This window comes from Guptibacillus algicola (genome assembly GCF_020171805.1).
Taxonomy (GTDB): domain Bacteria; phylum Bacillota; class Bacilli; order Bacillales; family Guptibacillaceae; genus Guptibacillus; species Guptibacillus algicola.
The window spans coordinates 17,653-33,275 of sequence record NZ_JAIVAF010000009.1 but is presented as its reverse complement, the minus strand read 5'-3'; the positions used below and the strand labels follow the sequence as shown (position 1 = coordinate 33,275).

At 40.9% G+C, this 15,623-nt stretch carries 18 protein-coding genes; 14 read left to right on the top strand and 4 right to left on the bottom strand.

Going from position 1 to position 15,623, the window contains the following annotated elements; genetic code table 11:
- Nucleotides 1-9 precede the first annotated feature (9 nt).
- The 6 genes from LCM09_RS19770 (at nt 10) to LCM09_RS19745 (ending at nt 3,400) form a co-directional block, all read left to right on the top strand.
- Nucleotides 10-447 (top strand): disulfide oxidoreductase, encoded by a 438-nt coding sequence (locus tag LCM09_RS19770; protein WP_224885376.1) that lies wholly within the window; start codon nt 10-12, stop codon nt 445-447.
- Nucleotides 444-908 carry a thioredoxin family protein gene (locus LCM09_RS19765; protein ID WP_224885374.1) on the top strand — a complete coding sequence of 155 codons (465 nt, stop codon included), beginning with the start codon at nt 444-446 and terminating at the stop codon, nt 906-908. The genes LCM09_RS19770 and LCM09_RS19765 overlap by 4 nt, the downstream gene beginning before the upstream one ends.
- A 127-nt stretch (nt 909-1,035) precedes the next feature.
- Nucleotides 1,036-1,533, top strand: a complete 498-nt coding sequence (gene mscL / locus LCM09_RS19760; RefSeq protein WP_224885372.1) for a large conductance mechanosensitive channel protein MscL — start codon at nt 1,036-1,038, stop codon at nt 1,531-1,533.
- Between the two features lie 85 nt (nt 1,534-1,618).
- On the top strand, nt 1,619-2,341 hold the full coding sequence (locus LCM09_RS19755) for an alpha/beta hydrolase (RefSeq protein WP_224885370.1): 723 nt from the start codon (nt 1,619-1,621) through the stop codon (nt 2,339-2,341).
- A 28-nt stretch (nt 2,342-2,369) separates the two neighbouring features.
- On the top strand, nt 2,370-3,005 hold the full coding sequence (locus LCM09_RS19750) for a nucleotidyltransferase domain-containing protein (protein ID WP_224885368.1): 636 nt from the start codon (nt 2,370-2,372) through the stop codon (nt 3,003-3,005).
- Nucleotides 3,006-3,070: 65 nt separating this feature from the next.
- Nucleotides 3,071-3,400 carry a tRNA-binding protein gene (locus tag LCM09_RS19745; RefSeq protein ID WP_224885413.1) on the top strand — a complete coding sequence of 110 codons (330 nt, stop codon included), beginning with the start codon at nt 3,071-3,073 and terminating at the stop codon, nt 3,398-3,400.
- Nucleotides 3,401-3,422: 22 nt separating this feature from the next.
- On the opposite strand, the gene LCM09_RS19740 is transcribed toward LCM09_RS19745, so the two are convergent.
- Both LCM09_RS19740 and LCM09_RS19735 read right to left on the bottom strand, forming a co-directional pair.
- On the bottom strand, nt 3,423-5,387 hold the full coding sequence (locus LCM09_RS19740) for an oxidoreductase (RefSeq protein WP_224885366.1): 1,965 nt from the start codon (nt 5,385-5,387) through the stop codon (nt 3,423-3,425).
- Between the two features lie 111 nt (nt 5,388-5,498).
- Nucleotides 5,499-6,353 carry a DegV family protein gene (locus LCM09_RS19735; RefSeq protein ID WP_224885364.1) on the bottom strand — a complete coding sequence of 285 codons (855 nt, stop codon included), beginning with the start codon at nt 6,351-6,353 and terminating at the stop codon, nt 5,499-5,501.
- A gap of 145 nt (nt 6,354-6,498) precedes the next feature.
- Between LCM09_RS19735 and uvsE the strand changes: the two genes are divergently transcribed.
- From uvsE to LCM09_RS19715, 4 genes are all read left to right on the top strand, one after another.
- Nucleotides 6,499-7,464 (top strand): UV DNA damage repair endonuclease UvsE, encoded by a 966-nt coding sequence (uvsE, locus tag LCM09_RS19730; RefSeq protein WP_224885362.1) that lies wholly within the window; start codon nt 6,499-6,501, stop codon nt 7,462-7,464.
- Nucleotides 7,465-7,791: 327 nt separating this feature from the next.
- Nucleotides 7,792-8,505: an SDR family NAD(P)-dependent oxidoreductase gene (locus tag LCM09_RS19725; protein WP_224885360.1), complete on the top strand. Its 714-nt coding sequence runs from the start codon at nt 7,792-7,794 to the stop codon at nt 8,503-8,505.
- A 1-nt stretch (nt 8,506) separates the two neighbouring features.
- Entirely contained in the window at nt 8,507-9,523 is a 1,017-nt protein-coding gene (locus LCM09_RS19720; protein WP_224885358.1) for an S-adenosylmethionine:tRNA ribosyltransferase-isomerase, read from the top strand.
- Complete coding sequence (locus tag LCM09_RS19715; RefSeq protein ID WP_224885356.1) at nt 9,520-9,879, top strand: VOC family protein; 360 nt, start codon at nt 9,520-9,522, stop codon at nt 9,877-9,879. The genes LCM09_RS19720 and LCM09_RS19715 overlap by 4 nt, the downstream gene beginning before the upstream one ends.
- On the opposite strand, the gene LCM09_RS19710 is transcribed toward LCM09_RS19715, so the two are convergent.
- Nucleotides 9,873-10,475: a TetR/AcrR family transcriptional regulator gene (locus LCM09_RS19710; RefSeq protein ID WP_224885354.1), complete on the bottom strand. Its 603-nt coding sequence runs from the start codon at nt 10,473-10,475 to the stop codon at nt 9,873-9,875. The genes LCM09_RS19715 and LCM09_RS19710 overlap by 7 nt on opposite strands.
- A gap of 128 nt (nt 10,476-10,603) precedes the next feature.
- Between LCM09_RS19710 and LCM09_RS19705 the strand changes: the two genes are divergently transcribed.
- Nucleotides 10,604-11,599, top strand: coding sequence for an NADPH:quinone oxidoreductase family protein (locus tag LCM09_RS19705; protein WP_224885352.1), 996 nt, complete (start codon nt 10,604-10,606; stop codon nt 11,597-11,599).
- Nucleotides 11,600-11,669: 70 nt separating this feature from the next.
- On the opposite strand, the gene LCM09_RS19700 is transcribed toward LCM09_RS19705, so the two are convergent.
- Nucleotides 11,670-12,314: an O-methyltransferase gene (locus LCM09_RS19700; RefSeq protein ID WP_224885350.1), complete on the bottom strand. Its 645-nt coding sequence runs from the start codon at nt 12,312-12,314 to the stop codon at nt 11,670-11,672.
- Between the two features lie 332 nt (nt 12,315-12,646).
- Between LCM09_RS19700 and LCM09_RS19695 the strand changes: the two genes are divergently transcribed.
- From LCM09_RS19695 to LCM09_RS19685, 3 genes are all read left to right on the top strand, one after another.
- A complete protein-coding gene (locus LCM09_RS19695; RefSeq protein ID WP_224885348.1) occupies nt 12,647-13,543 on the top strand; it encodes a hypothetical protein in 897 nt (298 codons plus the stop codon).
- A 145-nt stretch (nt 13,544-13,688) separates the two neighbouring features.
- A complete protein-coding gene (locus LCM09_RS19690; protein ID WP_224885346.1) occupies nt 13,689-14,171 on the top strand; it encodes a PH domain-containing protein in 483 nt (160 codons plus the stop codon).
- A complete protein-coding gene (locus LCM09_RS19685; protein ID WP_224885344.1) occupies nt 14,161-15,618 on the top strand; it encodes a PH domain-containing protein in 1,458 nt (485 codons plus the stop codon). The genes LCM09_RS19690 and LCM09_RS19685 overlap by 11 nt, the downstream gene beginning before the upstream one ends.
- The last annotated feature ends 5 nt before the right edge of the window (nt 15,619-15,623 follow it).

Genomic DNA, 15,623 nt, shown 5'->3' with positions numbered 1-15,623 from the left:
GTTACCTGAATGAGTTATGAGAAAAAGAAAGAATACTTATTGTTTAGTGCCTGGGCAGCTGCGGTCGTAGCTATGGCTGGTAGTTTGTACTTCTCAGAAATCCTGGGGTACGAGCCATGTGAGCTGTGTTGGTATCAACGAATTTTGATGTACCCTCTAGTAATCGTATTAGGAATTGCAGCAGTAAAAAAAGATGGAGCACAATGGCTATATGTTCTTCCTATCTCGCTAATTGGGACGGGCGTTTCTCTTTATCATTACTTGATTCAGAAAACTTCATTTTTTGCAGAGTCCTCCCCGGCATGCGGGAGAGTACCTTGTACAGGTGAATATATAAATGGATTTGGATTTATAACGATTCCATTCTTAGCTTTAATCGGATTTACAATCATCAGTGTTTGTATGGTCATATTGGCGATGCAGAAGAAGGAGGAAGAAAGAATATGAAGAAGATCATTATATTCCTTGGAATCATCATCGTATTATTCGGTGCGTTAGCTTTCATTACTAATTATTCTAATAGCGAGAAAAGTGAAGATAACCCTTATGGGAAAGAATCACTAGAGCAAGGAACGATCGATCAGTTAGATGACCCTCTTTATCAAAATCAAATTTTGCCAGAAGAGTTAGAAGAGAAACTCTCGAATGAAGAGGACGTCTTTGTTTATTTCTATAGTCCTGATTGTATTCACTGTCAAAACACCTCACCAGTCCTAGTCCCACTTGCAGAAGAGATGGGAATCGACCTTAAGAAATATAACCTTCTCGAATTCGAACAAGGCTGGCCTGACTATGGAATAGAAAGTACACCAACTGTTGTAAAATTCGAAGATGGTAAAGAAGTCGATCGAGTTGTAGGTAGTCAATCTGAAGAGACGTTCACAAGATGGATCGAATCAAATAAGTAAATTCTAAGGCTGTCGATTTTATATCGATGGTCTTTTTTGTTCCAGCAGATTCAAATACGAAAGACATCATAGCTTGTATAACCCGTGCATAAGAATGGAGTAGAGTTCGTAAAGGGAGTGGGTTTTGATGGGGCTATTACACGAATTTCGCCAGTTTGCAATAAGGGGTAGTGCAGCTGATATGGGGATAGGAATGGTACTTGGTGCAGCCTTTAGTACCTTTATTGACTCTCTTGTTACAGATATCATTCTGCCACCTATAGGACTTCTATTAGCTAGAATCAATTTCTCTGAATTATATATAAGTTTGAATGGGCACTACTATTCTTCATTATCAGAAGCTAGAGAAGCGGGTGCAGCAACGATAAATTATGGGGTGTTCTTATCCACTGCTATTCGATTCATGATTATTTTCTTCGCTGTTTTTCTTGTAGTACGCCAGCTGAATCGTTGGCGAAGACCAGGACAAGATCCAATTAACGCAATGACACGTAAGGAATGCCCACTCTGTTGTACAGCGATTCCATCTAAGGCAATTATTTGTCCAAATTGTGCAAGCTCATTAAGGGAAGAGGGTACAAAAGAACAATCACAATTTCGCCCAAAAGTTTCGTTCAGAAGATAAGAGAATACTCATTCCTTCACAGGTGCACCATATATGGTGGTAGAATAATAGTACCAAACGATTTGTGAAAGAAGAGGTTTTGAACATGATAGGGTGTATGTTGATTCATGGATTTACTGGGGCGCCGTATGAGGTAGGCCCACTTGCAGATTACCTTAAAGAACATACGGACTGGCTGATCTCTGTTCCAACCTTACCGGGACATGGAGAGGATGAAACGTTACATGGTGTCACCTTTGATGAATGGATCGATACAGCGGATGAGAAGCTAAACGAACTTGTGGAAACGTGTGACACCATTTACCTTGTAGGATTTTCAATGGGTGGTGTGTTAGCAGGATACCTTGCTACAAAATATAAAATTGATAAACTTGTTTTGTTGAGTGCAGCTTATAAGTATATTCATCCTTCTCAAATGGTGAAAGATATAGCTGAGATGGTTTTAGATACTACGAAAGGAAAGCTAGCCCAAAATGAGCTATTTATTCGATATAAAAATAAAATGAAAGTAACACCGTTTCAAGCCTCGCTTCAATTTAGAAAGCTCGTTCGTCAATTAAGACCCTCGTTCCAACACGTAACGGTACCTACCTTGATTTTACAAGGGAAGCTAGATAGTATGGTACCTTGTAAAACAGCACACACCATTTATCAAACGATCGGTTCTGTAGATAAACAAATGTATGTTATGGACTGCTCAAGGCACCTGATTTGTCATGGTGATGACCAGGGAGATGTGATCCAAAAAGTATATGAGTTTTTAATAAATGGAACGGACCAGTCTCATCACACGCTCGCTCCTTCTTAGGGTCTCGTTAATAAAGGAGAAGGAATCTATGTTGAATGTGCAGATTACGCCTATAAGGTTTGCTACATATGCAAAGCGGTTAGTGGATCGATTAAAGACTCCAGCCCTTAGAGGGGTCATCATAACGGGAAGTTTCGCAAGAGGGGAAGCGGGTCCCTATGCAGATTTGGATTTGTGGTGTTTTTATCATCAAGAGGTTGCGAAGCCTCCTTATTTGCCAGAGCTTCCTGGCGTGTCAATCGATCTTAGAAGTAGAACATTAGAAGAGTACAAACGTACGCTGAGTGGAGAAAGAGAGGTTGTTGCTCCGTTTTTTGAGCAACTTGTTTTATATGGCGACACACCGTTTATCCTACCAGCGAAAGAATCAATTCGGTCAGGTAAACAACAACTTTTAAAATCCATTGAGAGTCGAATAGAGAATTGTCCTTCAAAAGAAGAATACTACGACATGCTGAATGAGGTCATGTACATGATTCGAATCGAACGGTATTTAGCCTTTTCAGAATATCCTCTCACAATCTCAGATATGTATGCCACTGAAAGAAACGAAACCCATCGTAAGTTAATCGAGCGTTATTCTTCTTGTTTGTTAGGTGAAGAGATAATAAACGCGAGGAATGTGGATGAGTTACTTCATGATTTTATCGACAAGCGAAGGTAATAGCAGGACAAACCTTATTAGTAGTCGAAGCCATTATGTATCCTTTTACAAAGGCAGGTAGAGTGATGGCGACGTTTGAAGACTTTATGAAGCTTGATATTCGTGTAGGAGAAATCGTTGAGGTAGTGGATTTTGAAAAAGCAAGAAAGCCAGCATATCAATTGAAAGTCGATCTAGGTAAAGAGATTGGCGTGAAGAAATCAAGTGCACAGATAACAAATCTATACGAGAAGTCGGATTTGGTAGGAAAACAGGTAATGGCTGTTGTTAATTTTCCGCCACGACAAATCGCAGATTTTATGTCAGAAGTATTGGTTCTAGGTGTTTATGGGGATAAGGGTGTGGTCTTGATCAAACCAGATATGAAGGTTCAGAACGGAGATAAATTAGGTTAAAGTATTTGAAAAAGACGGGGCGTCATGCCCCGTCTTTTTGATGTTGTTTAGTTTGAATAGATTGAGGTTCGAAGGCTATTTTGGCTCCTTCATAAATGGCACGCTTGGCATCTAATTCTCCAGCAAGTCGCGCTCCCCCGATAACAGCTACTTGAATTCCGCTGTCGGTTAATCGATTGTATTCTTCCGGTAGATTCGACTCCTGACCTGCAGCAAGAACAACAGTGTCTGCTTCGATATGCTCTTTCTTTCCTGTAGTAGAGTCAGTGATGACAAGCCCTTCCTCTGTAATTTCTTCATAGTGAAGGTTTGTACGGAACTTCACACCATGTTTCTTCAAATCCTGGAGCATTGCCCACTTTGTTGTTTTACCTAGGCCTTCACCCATTCTTCCATTACGACGGAGCATGAGTATCTCGTGTTCTCCTTTTTCAATTAGATAATGGGATAGATCACATCCAATCCCTCCGGCACCAATAATAATGACTTTCTTCCCTACAGCAACAGCCCCTGAAAGAACTTCTGGATAAGAAACGGCACGTTCAACACCTGAAATGACCGGTTTTCTAGGTACAACACCTGTAGCAAGTACGACTAGATCTGGAGAGTGTTCTAGAAGTTCTTCTGTAGAAGGCTTATGATTAAGGTTTACAGTAACCCCTAATCGCTTTAATTCAGTTGTATAATACCTAACCGTCTCGTCGAACTCTTTCTTGATTGGTATGCGACGCGCCAGGTTGAATTGTCCGCCTATCGCTTCACTTGCTTCATATAACACAACGGTATGTCCGAGTTCAGCGTGTGATCTAGCTGCTTCTAGACCAGCAACTCCGCCACCGATAACAAGTATTTTCTTAAGCGTATTAGCTTTCTTATATACCCATTTATGTTCTCTACCCGCGCGCGGATTCACAAGGCATGAGACGGCTTTTCCTTCGAATGCATGGTCGAGGCAGGCCTGGTTACATGCTATACACGTATTGATCTGATCAAGTGATTGGTTTTTGGATTTGCGTAGTAAGTTAGAGTCTGCAAGAAACGGCCTGGCCATTGAAACCATATCTAGCTTTTGCAACAGTTCATCTGCGAGAACGGGATCATTGATACGGTTGCTGCCTATGACAGGAATAGCTACTTCTTCCTTAATATCGAGAGCAATCTGTATAAACCCTGCTCTAGGCACCATCATCGATATTGTTGGAGTCGTGGATTCATGCCATCCGATACCTATGTTCAAAAGATCCGCATCATTTTCTTCTACCAACTTTGCAAATGCGAGCGTTTCTTCGTGAGTAGTGGAATGTGGTACAAGGTCCATTCCAGAAAGGCGGTAAATAACCGGATAGTCATCTCCAACCGCTTTTCTAACTGCTTGAAGAACGGCCAACGGAAAACGAGTTCTCTTTTCGAAGCTTCCTCCCCATTGATCTGTCCGTTTGTTGGTAGTAGGGGATAGGAACTGATTGATTAAATACCCTTCTGATCCCATGATTTCAACGGCATCAAAGCCAACTTCTTTCGCTTTTCTGCCAGCTTCAGCGTAAGATTCAAGCAGGTTGAGAATATCTAGTTCACTTAGTTCAGTTGGTGCTTCTTTGTGAATTGGAGATCTTAGAGGAGAGGGAGCTACTGATGGAATACCCGTCAATTCAGAGTACGCATAGCGACCAGCGTGAAAAAGTTGAGCGGCGATTCGGCCACCTTCTTTGTGTACACTTGTCGTTAGACGATTCATTGTCTTAAGATCTTGATCTCGATAAAATCCTAGGAAATGATGACCACCATCTCCTTCGGGGGAGACAGAAATTCCTCCAGTAACCATAAGACCGGGACCATTCTCGCCGGCGCGCTCAGCATAAAAAGCTATCATTGCATCTTCTTTCTCTGGAATACCTTCGATCCCAAGGTGCATAGAGCCCATCATCACTCGGTTTGGAAGGGTTAAATTACGAATGTTGATCGGTTCAAACAAACTTTTCCATTTCATTATACAATCACCACACTTTTTTCATTTATGACTGTTTTCGCTGAATGACCATTCATTTCCTTCAAACATAATAAAAAAGAGCGCTCACAGCGCTCTTTAAAGAAAAGTGATTTAATTTTTTTTGAAGGCAACAAGAAGGCCGCCCTCACCAGCGTAAGTCCCGATCAAAGGCCCCATAGTCGAGAGTACTACGCGTTTAAACTTGTACCGTTCTTGAATTTGTTCCATCAAAGCTCTAGCTTTGTCTTCACAGTTACTGTGCGCAATGGCTACTACCTTGTCTTCAAGGTTATGACCATATTCACCTACTTTTTGGATGAATTGACGAATTGCACGTTTGTTCCCACGAACTTTATCAAGCACTTCAAGGGAACCATCGTCAGCCGCTCTCATGAGGAGCTTAATGTTAAGAGCAGAGGCAATCGTCCCTTTAACTCGATCGAGTCTACCGCCTTTGATAACATTTTCTAACGTATCTAGAAGAAACATCGTTAAGGTATCTTCCGTGTATTCTTCTGTCTCCCTAACAACATCTTCAAAACTTTCACCGTTCTGAGCCATTTCAGCAGCGTGACACACGATAATTCCAAGTCCTGAGGATGCTGTGTTTGAATTAATGACTTCAACCTCACGATTCGGGTGTTCCTCGTGAAACATCTGTTTGGCTAATACTGCATTCTCGTAAGTGGTACTTAGTGCTTTAGACAATGAGATAACAAGTATTTTATCATCAGGTTCTGATTGTTCAAACTTCGTTAGGAAGTCTTGTGGTGACGGGGCAGAAGACTTTGGTAGCTCTTTCGATTGCTTTAGTTTCTGATAAAACGTTGGTGTATCAATATCAACCCCAGCTTTATATTCTGTATCTCCGAAAAGAAGGTTGAGTGGCACAACCGTTACGTTTAAGTCAGCTAGCATGTCTTCTGGAAAATCGATACTGCTGTCCGTAATAATTCGAATCGCCATGGAAATTACCCCTTTTTTCAAATTACCTTATCAAGGTATTAAGTTTATTGTACCACGCTTCAACACAAAATTGATTGTAACCTACAGTTATGAAATAGAAGGGTTAGGAAAGTCTAAGAAAATAACCTTTTCTAGGGGGACCACTATGACAATCATTAGGTTAGGATATGTAGCGATGAGCATGGAATTAACGAATAGTTCTCCTTCTCAAACGATGACGTTCAAACAATTTCAGAAGCTTTCTGATCGAGAAGCTGGAATTCGAAAGCTTGAGCGGATCGCCAAATCAAACTTGGAGAACTGCCTCCGTCTTTTAAAACACAATAAGGGAAACGATATCTCCTTCTTTAGATTTAGTTCAAGATTAATCCCGCTTGCTAATCATGAAGCTTTAGAAGATTGGAACTACCTTTCTCCATTAAAAGAAGAGCTGAAAGCGCTAGGAGACTTTGCGAAGCAAGAAAAGATGCGCGTTGATTTTCATCCGGATCACTTTGTTTTACTTAATACCCCAAAAAAAGAAACTTTAAAAGCGTCAACGACAACTTTAGCGATGCACGTCCGATTGCTTGAAGGGATGGGGATCGATCCGACGCACAGATGTGTCCTTCACGTGGGTGGGGGATACAATGACAAAGAAAAAGCGTTAGAGAGGTTTATTCATAATTGGATGTATACTCCTAAGGGGATACAGGATGCAGTTATGCTCGAAAATGATGATACGACGTTCACCATGATAGATACTCTTTATTTGTGTGAGAAGCTTGGCATACCGCTCGTATTTGATTACCATCACCATCTTGCGTGTCATAACGATGAAGATTGGGAGAAAGATTGGGAGAGAGTCGTGTCGACGTGGGACGCATCTCCATTACCTGTGAAGATGCACATTTCGTCACCAAAAGGTGAAAAGGACTTTCGAAGTCATGCGGATTATATAGATATCGATATGTTCTTCACTTTTCTTAAAGCAGTACAAGGAAGCACTTCTCAAATCGATTGTATGATTGAAGCAAAGAAAAAGGATCAAGCACTATTTAAGCTCATGGAGGAAATCAAGAAGAGGAAGGATATAGAGATTATTGATCGATCAACGTTTAGGTTGAAGTGAAAAACCGGGGATTACCCCGGTTTTTATTCTGTGATTTTTTTATCCTTTTGTTTTGTAGTTGGGTTTGTTTGGTTTGCATGCTCAACAGCTTGTGCAAGTTCTTTCTTCATACCACGTTTGTTTTTCTTCGCCATAATTTATCCCTCCTTCTCACAATAATAGTATCGTTTCCTTGCTGTTCGTGATTATACAAGTCGGTCTTAGGTCGTAGAAAGTTCAGAAAAACATAGGTCGAAATTCGTAGCAATCATTCATTCTATTCCATGAAGCAGAGAAGTCCCTTCCTCGATAAGCTATTAGTAACTACTTGTTGAGGAGATGATTGGATTGGAAAATAAAACAGTAATGATTACAGGAGCATCAAAAGGACTAGGGAAAGCACTAGCAATTGCATTATCTAAAAAGGGGTATCAACTATCAATTTGCGCAAGAGGAAAAGAAGAATTAGATAACGTTCATGCTACTTTATTAGAAAACGGAGCAGACGTATTAGCAGTGCAGGCAGACGCTTCAGAGAAAGATGACATCGAACGATTTGTTTCGATGACTGAGGAGCGTTTTAACAAGATAGACGTGCTCATCAACAATGCTTCCTACTTGGGTTCAAGCCCAATCCCATACTTGCTTGATTTTAATCACGAAGAATATAAAGAAGTTATGAGAGTTAATGCAGAAGGTCCATTTTTAATGATGAAACGGGTGTTGCCAGGAATGGTTCAGAGAGGAACAGGTTCGGTCATTAACGTGACATCAGCTGCGGGAGCAACAGGATATGCAGGATGGGGGATTTACGGTGTATCGAAGTTTGCCCTTGAAGGATTGACGGAGACCTGGGCAGATGAATTACGTTCTTCTGGCGTATCCATTAATATAGTCGATCCGGGTGAGATGGATACAGACATGCATGCTCTCGCCGTACCTGATTGCGACTATCACCTCGCATCACCATCATCTGTCACAGATGTGTTTCTTTACCTGGCTGATGAGGCGAGTGTAACTGGACAACGTCTTGAAGCTCAAGCTTTCACAGGTGGTGAGTGACATGCAACGTATGACGTTTCGTTTGCCAAGTGAGCTTCATGCCTCTATCCCCCCTGAACAGAGAGGGTCTGGTAGAGGAGATGTACGAATGATGGTACTTTATGAAAACGGTAGTGTCGATCATAAAGACTTTAAAGACATTGTGAACTATTTTCAAAAGGGAGATGTGCTCATCCTTAACAACAGTCGTACGCTTCCTGCTGAACTAGAAGGCACAACAAATAACGAAAAGGTTCGCTTTCGTTTATCAAGACGGTTAAATGAAAGTGAGTGGGAAGTTCTTTATTCGAAGGGTCATGCAGATGTCGGTCAGACCATCCAAATTTCGAACGAACTGACAGCGTTAGTGATAAAAACAGATGGGCCGTTTGTCCATCTTTCCTTCTCAAGGTATGGCGTGGAATTATTTAATGAGTTGTATCGTAACGGTCAACCGATACGATATGAATACATTCAATACCCATGGGAGCTAGACTATTATCAGACCGTTTATGGAACAGTACCTGGATCAGTAGAGATGACATCAGCGGGAAGGGCGATTTCATGGGAGTTAATCTTTGCTCTTAAAGCGATGGGAGTGAAGGTTGGATACGTAACTCTTCACACTGGATTAAGTGATTTACTTCAAGAAGATTGGTCTCCGGATCCTTCAAACCATTTCGAATCGTATCATATTCCAGAAGAGACGGCTAGAATGCTCAATGAGGCAAAAAGAGAGGGGAGACGAGTGATAGCAGTTGGGACAACTGTGGTCAGGGCGATCGAAACAGCGTTTGATAGAGACATCAAAGCTGGAGGCGGATTGACGAATCTATATATTAATTCTAGCTCCAAATTGAACGTGATCAATGGCTTACTAACAGGGTTTCATGAGCCTGAGGCTAGTCATTTGGACATGCTGACCGCCTTTGTTTCTGAAAGCATACTAAGAAACGCTTACAATGATGCAGTTGAGCGAATGTACTTGTGGCATGAGTTTGGAGACGTGAACTTAATTTTAAAGGATAGTAAAAGATGAAGCTTCATCATACTGCAATAGAAGTCGTAGATCTTGAAGCGTCGGTATCATTCTTTCAAAAGTTAGGTTTTAAAGAAGTAGATAGGTTTAGCACCTCTGAAGAATGGTTTGTTTTTCTGAGACATGGTGACGTGTTGATCGAGCTTATTGAAATGTTAAGCAAGAAACCTATTTACTCTAGGGGTAGCACTCATCTTGCTATTGAAATAGATAACCTTGAGAGCTGGTTGGAGGAAAATCACCATTTGTTCTTAGAAATAGAACGATATGAATTAAGAGGTAAAAAAATAGCTTATACGATAGGTCTAAACGGAGAAGAATTGGAATGGATACAAAGTAGAACGGCTTCTTATTGAGAAGCCGTTCTACTGGTTAGATAAGATGTGATGGCACTTAGAGATAGCTTTTTGTAAGTGGAATGTTGATCCCTGTCCCCAGTCATCAACCATTGGATCATAAATCCGTCAATTAAGCTTCTGATCGTTTTCGAAGCTTCTTCTACATCAGTCACTGTATACGTGCCTTCATCTAGACCACGGTTGAGTATCAATGTACAAATCGAAGCACAATTGCTGTAAAATCGCGCATTTATTTCTCTATATCGCTCATTACGGGTTGCTTGAGCGAGGAAATCTAAATAAACCTTAAAAAATCGTTCGTTTTCTAATGGACCTACAAACACAGAATCGATATAGGCATGTAACATAGCTTGCGCAGAAGACTCCATCTCGACAGCCGTTTTCTCTTTTTCATAAATTCGTTCTGTAATTTGGATTAGTAAATGAGCGAGAACATCTTCTTTATTCTTAAAGTAATAGTTCGATACCCCTTTACTAACATCCGCATATTCAGCTATATCTTGAAGAGTAACAGCTTCGTACCCTTTGTCCGCAACAGCCTCAAATGCCGCTTTAATAATCTGCTGTCGTCTCAATTCGGCTTTTTGTTTCATTTATCACAACTCCTTGCACAGATTATTATACATAACTGGTCTGATATAATAAATCATACAATTTATTTGACCGGTCAGAATAATTTTTGCTACTCTTGTTTTATCAAGACATCAAAGGAGGATTTTTTGTGGCACCATTTAAAGCACTAGTAGTAGATAAAGTAGAGGAAGACACGAACGTATCGGTGAAGAATGTGGAGAAAGAGGATCTTTCGACTGGTGATGTGCTCATTAAGGTTCACTATTCTAGTGTGAACTACAAAGATGGATTAGCAACACATCCAAAAGGTAAAATCGTTAAGGAATACCCGCATGTGCCTGGCATTGACCTCGCGGGAGAGGTTGTTGAATCAGATAAACCAGAATGGAAAAAGGGCGATCGTGTTATCGTAACGAGCTATGATTTAGGAGTTTCCCATTCTGGTGGATTTAGTGAGTATGCTCGTGTGAAATCAGAGTGGATGGTACCACTTCCTGAAAACCTAAGCCTGAAGGAGGCGATGGTTTTCGGAACAGCCGGTTTTACAGCTGCTCTTTCTGTTCACCGATTAGAGCAAGCTGGGATCACTCCTGTGAAAGGACCGATCCTAGTCACAGGTGCGACTGGTGGCGTTGGTAGTATGGCAGTTGCTATTCTTTCGAAGAAAGGATACGAAGTAACAGCAAGTACCGGAAAAGAATCTGAACACCCTTACTTGAAAGAACTAGGCGCTTCTTCCATCATTACGCGAGATGAAGCAGCTCCTGAAGATTTCAAGCCACTTGGCAAACAAAAATGGGCAGGCGCCGTTGACCCAGTTGGAGGCTCAACGCTCGCGGCTATTCTAAGTAACCTTGAGTATGGAGGAGCTGTCGCTGTCAGCGGTTTAACTGGCGGTACAAAAGTTCCAACTACTGTTTTTCCGTTTATCCTTAGAGGTGTGAATGTGTTAGGTATTGATTCTGTTCATTGCCCAATGGATACGCGTACGGCAGTTTGGAGCAAAATAGCAAGCGAATATAAGCCTTCCGAGCAATTAGAGGCAATGACAAATGAAGTTACGATCGATGAATTACCGCAGGTATTAGAGGATATTCTTAAAGGACAAGTTCGCGGAAGAACAATCGTTTCTTTCAATGAATAATGTTCGCTTAAACAAGAAAAGCCTTCTAGCAAGTTCATGCTAGAAGGCTTTTTTGGTACTAGATTACCTTTCATTCTTCTTCTTTTACTCTTCCTATCGTGAGCCCATCACATAATGGGAGAATAATAGATTCAAGTCGCTCATCGTTTGCCATTTTTTCATTGAATGCTCTCATTGCTTCAACGTTTTCATCTGAGACCGTTTCATCAAAAACTTTATCCCCTTGGAGGGTATTGTCTGCTGCGATGATTGCACCTCTAGAAGCGAGTTTTATTGCCATATCGAGATAAGCAGGGTAATTAACTTTATCCGCATCGATAAAAAAGAAGTCATACCTTTGACCTGCGTTGTAGAGGGATTCCATGTTTTGAAGAGCGGGACCTATGACATATTTAACTTTATCTTCAAGCCCAGCTCGCTTCAAATTGCTTTGTGCAACCGTTGCATAGGACTGTTCTAGCTCTAGTGAGGTTAGGGATCCTTCTTTATCGAGGGCTCCAGCTAGAATGATTCCACTATAACCACCTAACGCACCGATTTCCATAACATGTCGAGGACGAGTCATCTTGACCAAAATGGAGAGCAAACGACCGACCTCTGGTTTAACTGAGATAGCTGGCATTCCGTTTCCTTTAATTGATTCGGTGACATCTTGAAGTAGAGGTTCTTCCGTGCCAAATAGACTATGAATATACTCATCGTGGTTTGTTGCCATGCGAATCTCATCCTTTCAGCGTTCTATTCGGTATAATTGTTGTCTAGTTCTTAACAACTGTCAAGAATCTTCTCCTAAAACAAGGAAAAGCAGATATAAAAATACTGGAAGATTAAGGATAAAGGGACTAAAGGCCCTTTCAATCTAATAAGAGTTGGGAAACTAGGAAATGAAAAACGCAAATAATGAGTCAAAAGTTATTGTTATTTCCCAATACCCCCTTATAACATTCAATGTTACACTAGTACTAACAGCAAGGATCGGTAGTAAATATCCAACCTTTTTCCTGTTATTGTTGAAAAAGGCGGCTGATTATGGAGGGGGAGTTTAGAATGGCATACGGTAGTAAAGCATTATCTTACGAAGAACAGGACCCTTTAACTCATGCTCATTCAATCGATAGGGTCAATGTACCCAAATTACCGATTACGAGCGATGAAGGTTATTCAAATGTTGTAAAAGATGCGAACCATAACTATTGGTTTTCTAAACAATTATCCCCTACCCATTTTGAGGTGTATGTGTTTATACATCGCCTCGCACAGCTGCGCACATTTCAGGTAAATGGTAGCCCTAGTTTTTATGAGTACCATAATAGTATCTGTATCGCATGCGAAGGTGAAGAATGGAACGGGTGGATCTATGAATTCTCAAAAGATGACCCTCGTATTACCCATCAATGGCATGTGAAAGGAATCTTTTGTGATTTGAAGCGGAAAGGCAATAAGCTCATCGTTTCCTCCTACTGCGTTGAAGAAGATAAAGCGATCCTGACGGTGTTTGATGGGAATGGGAAAAACGTGATCGAGCTCGAAAAGGGTTATTCTCCTATAAATATGATGGTAGAAGATCATGGGATTTATATAGCTGCTCTTTCTATCTCAGCTGCACATCAAGATACGATTCTATTATTAGATGAAGAGTTCCGTGTTCAACAATCTTTTCTGCTCGACTTCTCACCAAGATCAATTCATTCTTGGAACGGTAGTTTAATTGTTCATGGTCTGAACGGAAGGACGGGTAAGAGCGATCAACTCGTTTATATTTGCTCTAAGACAGGAAAACAAGAAAAGTATTCGATTCCAAGCGTAGAGCTCATCGAATGTACGAATAAGCATTTGACGTTTTATGATGCTGACCAAAAAATCCTTTCACTTTGGGATCATGAATGTAAGGAAATAACCAGTATGAGAGAGTCAGAACGTCCCCATATTTCAAAAGTGTTTTGATCCAAAAGCTTGAGCAAATTGCTCAAGCTTTTTCTATTTGTAAAATGGGAGACTGTAGTGGTCATTTATAGATAGCGTAAAATAACAGTGATATACTTAACTGAAGATAACTTTTGTAAAGAGAGTAAAGAAAGAGAGGTAAGAGATGCGACCAGATCCTTCAAAACAAATTGATCGAAGAGGTTTAAAAGTATGGCAGATTACAGGTGCAATACTATCTATCCTACTAGTAGGGATTGTTGCTGGGGTGTTTAGTTTGCATTACTTTGTGGGTATTCTACCTATTTGGAGCCTGGTAGTAACATGTATCGTTGCGGCAATCCTCATTGCCCTACAAATATGGATCTTACCGCTCCTTCGTTATAAAAAGTGGCGTTATGAAGTAAGTGAGCATGAAATTGAACTAAAACACGGAGTACTTATCGTAAAGCGTACATTAATTCCTATGGTCCGTGTGCAACATGTCGACACGAGGCAAGGTCCACTATTACGGGCATATGAGCTTTCATCTGTCACCATATCAACAGCAGCTACCACCCACGAAATACCTGCACTATCAAATGAAGTTGCTGATGAATTAAGAGATCGAATTTCCGTACTAGCAAGGGTAACAGAAGATGATGTCTGAGAAGAAACGACTTCATCCAGTTGCGATGCTCTTGGCGTTTTTGACTTCCTTAAAAGAAGTAGCAATTCCTCTCGTTATCTTCGTGTTTATAGGTAGGGGTGGAGAAGGTTATTCATGGTGGCACTTTCTCATTATGGGTGCTTTCTTACTATTCACTTTAGGAAGTGGCGTATTGAGTTGGTGGTTCTATAATTACCAAATCAAAAACAACGAATTGCAAATACACCAAGGGTTCATATTCCGTAAGAAGCGATTCATTCCTCGTGAGCGTGTTCAATCGATCGATACTTCCCAGGGAGTTATCCAGCGATTATTCGGTTTAGTAAAAGTTCAGATTGAAACTGCCGGTGGTGGCGGTGAACCAGAAGTAGTCATGTCTGCTTTGAGTAAGTTTGAGGCTGAACAGTTGAAAAGAGAGCTATACAAATCCAAGAAATCTCAGGAAGAAGAGACAGACGATTCACCTATCATCGAACGTCCTGTAAAGGAATATCGCTTAACGAAAAAAGACTTAATTATAGCAGCGTCTACTTCTGGTGGTATAGGTGTGTTTTTATCATTTATTGCCGCTATCGGTTCACAGGTAGATAATATTCTTCCGGGTGAATTCTATACAACCGTTACTGAACGAGTGATGGATGCCACGCTCACCTTTATTCTTATAGGAGCGGTTGTCGTGCTACTCTTATCATGGATTTTTTCTGTATTGGGGACAGTACTGAAGTATGGTGGATTTGTTCTTTCTCGTACAGAAGATGACCTTATTATAAAAAGAGGTATATTAGAACGTCGTCAACTGACCATTCCAGTCCAGCGTGTTCAAGCGTTACGAGTGGTTGAAGGATTATTAAGGCAACCGTTTGGATATGCCGCTCTCTATGTAGAAAGTGGAGGTGGTGGTGGGAAAGACGAGCAGTTCTCAACTGTTTTATTTCCACTAATGAAGCGAAAGAAGATCCAAGGATTCCTTGAGGAGCTAATACCTGAAGTACCAGTTCATCAGGAAATGAAGCCACTACCTGTGAAGGCTAGAAATCGCTATATGTTTCGTTTTTCACTGCCAGTTCTCATTCCTGTAGGATTGATTAGTTATTTCGTGCCGTTAGGCTATCTTTCATTCATTCTTATTCCTATTGCTTGTCTTGTTGGATTCCTTCATTACAAAGATGGAGGCTGGAGTATGAAAGAAGCAACGACACTCCTGCAGTTTAGGCAAATAGGCAGGGTACGTGTTTATGTACCACGTAAACGCATCCAGGCGATGGAGCTGCATTCCACGCTATTTCAAAAGCGGAAATCCTTAACAACGTTCCAGGTCTCGATCTTATCGAGTCTTGCTGGAAAGCAATTCAGAGTACGAGATATTGAGCTTAACAATGGACATGAACTGTTGAACTGGTATTCTTACAAATATAGTGTAAAAAAGGAAAATAACTTGAATGAATAAAGGTA

What these genes read in the sequence shown, in the direction of transcription:
- LCM09_RS19690 (WP_224885346.1), top strand. Translation starts at nt 13,689, where the DNA reads ATGCGACCAGATCCTTCAAAACAAATTGATCGAAGAGGTTTAAAAGTA.
- LCM09_RS19695 (WP_224885348.1), top strand. Translation starts at nt 12,647, where the DNA reads ATGGCATACGGTAGTAAAGCATTATCTTACGAAGAACAGGACCCTTTA.
- mscL (WP_224885372.1), top strand. Translation starts at nt 1,036, where the DNA reads ATGGGGCTATTACACGAATTTCGCCAGTTTGCAATAAGGGGTAGTGCA.
- LCM09_RS19735 (WP_224885364.1), bottom strand. Translation starts at nt 6,353, where the DNA reads ATGGCGATTCGAATTATTACGGACAGCAGTATCGATTTTCCAGAAGAC.
- uvsE (WP_224885362.1), top strand. Translation starts at nt 6,499, where the DNA reads ATGACAATCATTAGGTTAGGATATGTAGCGATGAGCATGGAATTAACG.
- LCM09_RS19765 (WP_224885374.1), top strand. Translation starts at nt 444, where the DNA reads ATGAAGAAGATCATTATATTCCTTGGAATCATCATCGTATTATTCGGT.
- LCM09_RS19755 (WP_224885370.1), top strand. Translation starts at nt 1,619, where the DNA reads ATGATAGGGTGTATGTTGATTCATGGATTTACTGGGGCGCCGTATGAG.
- LCM09_RS19745 (WP_224885413.1), top strand. Translation starts at nt 3,071, where the DNA reads ATGGCGACGTTTGAAGACTTTATGAAGCTTGATATTCGTGTAGGAGAA.
- LCM09_RS19715 (WP_224885356.1), top strand. Translation starts at nt 9,520, where the DNA reads ATGAAGCTTCATCATACTGCAATAGAAGTCGTAGATCTTGAAGCGTCG.
- LCM09_RS19750 (WP_224885368.1), top strand. Translation starts at nt 2,370, where the DNA reads ATGTTGAATGTGCAGATTACGCCTATAAGGTTTGCTACATATGCAAAG.
- LCM09_RS19710 (WP_224885354.1), bottom strand. Translation starts at nt 10,475, where the DNA reads ATGAAACAAAAAGCCGAATTGAGACGACAGCAGATTATTAAAGCGGCA.
- LCM09_RS19770 (WP_224885376.1), top strand. Translation starts at nt 10, where the DNA reads ATGAGTTATGAGAAAAAGAAAGAATACTTATTGTTTAGTGCCTGGGCA.
- LCM09_RS19740 (WP_224885366.1), bottom strand. Translation starts at nt 5,387, where the DNA reads ATGAAATGGAAAAGTTTGTTTGAACCGATCAACATTCGTAATTTAACC.
- LCM09_RS19720 (WP_224885358.1), top strand. Translation starts at nt 8,507, where the DNA reads ATGCAACGTATGACGTTTCGTTTGCCAAGTGAGCTTCATGCCTCTATC.
- LCM09_RS19685 (WP_224885344.1), top strand. Translation starts at nt 14,161, where the DNA reads ATGATGTCTGAGAAGAAACGACTTCATCCAGTTGCGATGCTCTTGGCG.
- LCM09_RS19700 (WP_224885350.1), bottom strand. Translation starts at nt 12,314, where the DNA reads ATGGCAACAAACCACGATGAGTATATTCATAGTCTATTTGGCACGGAA.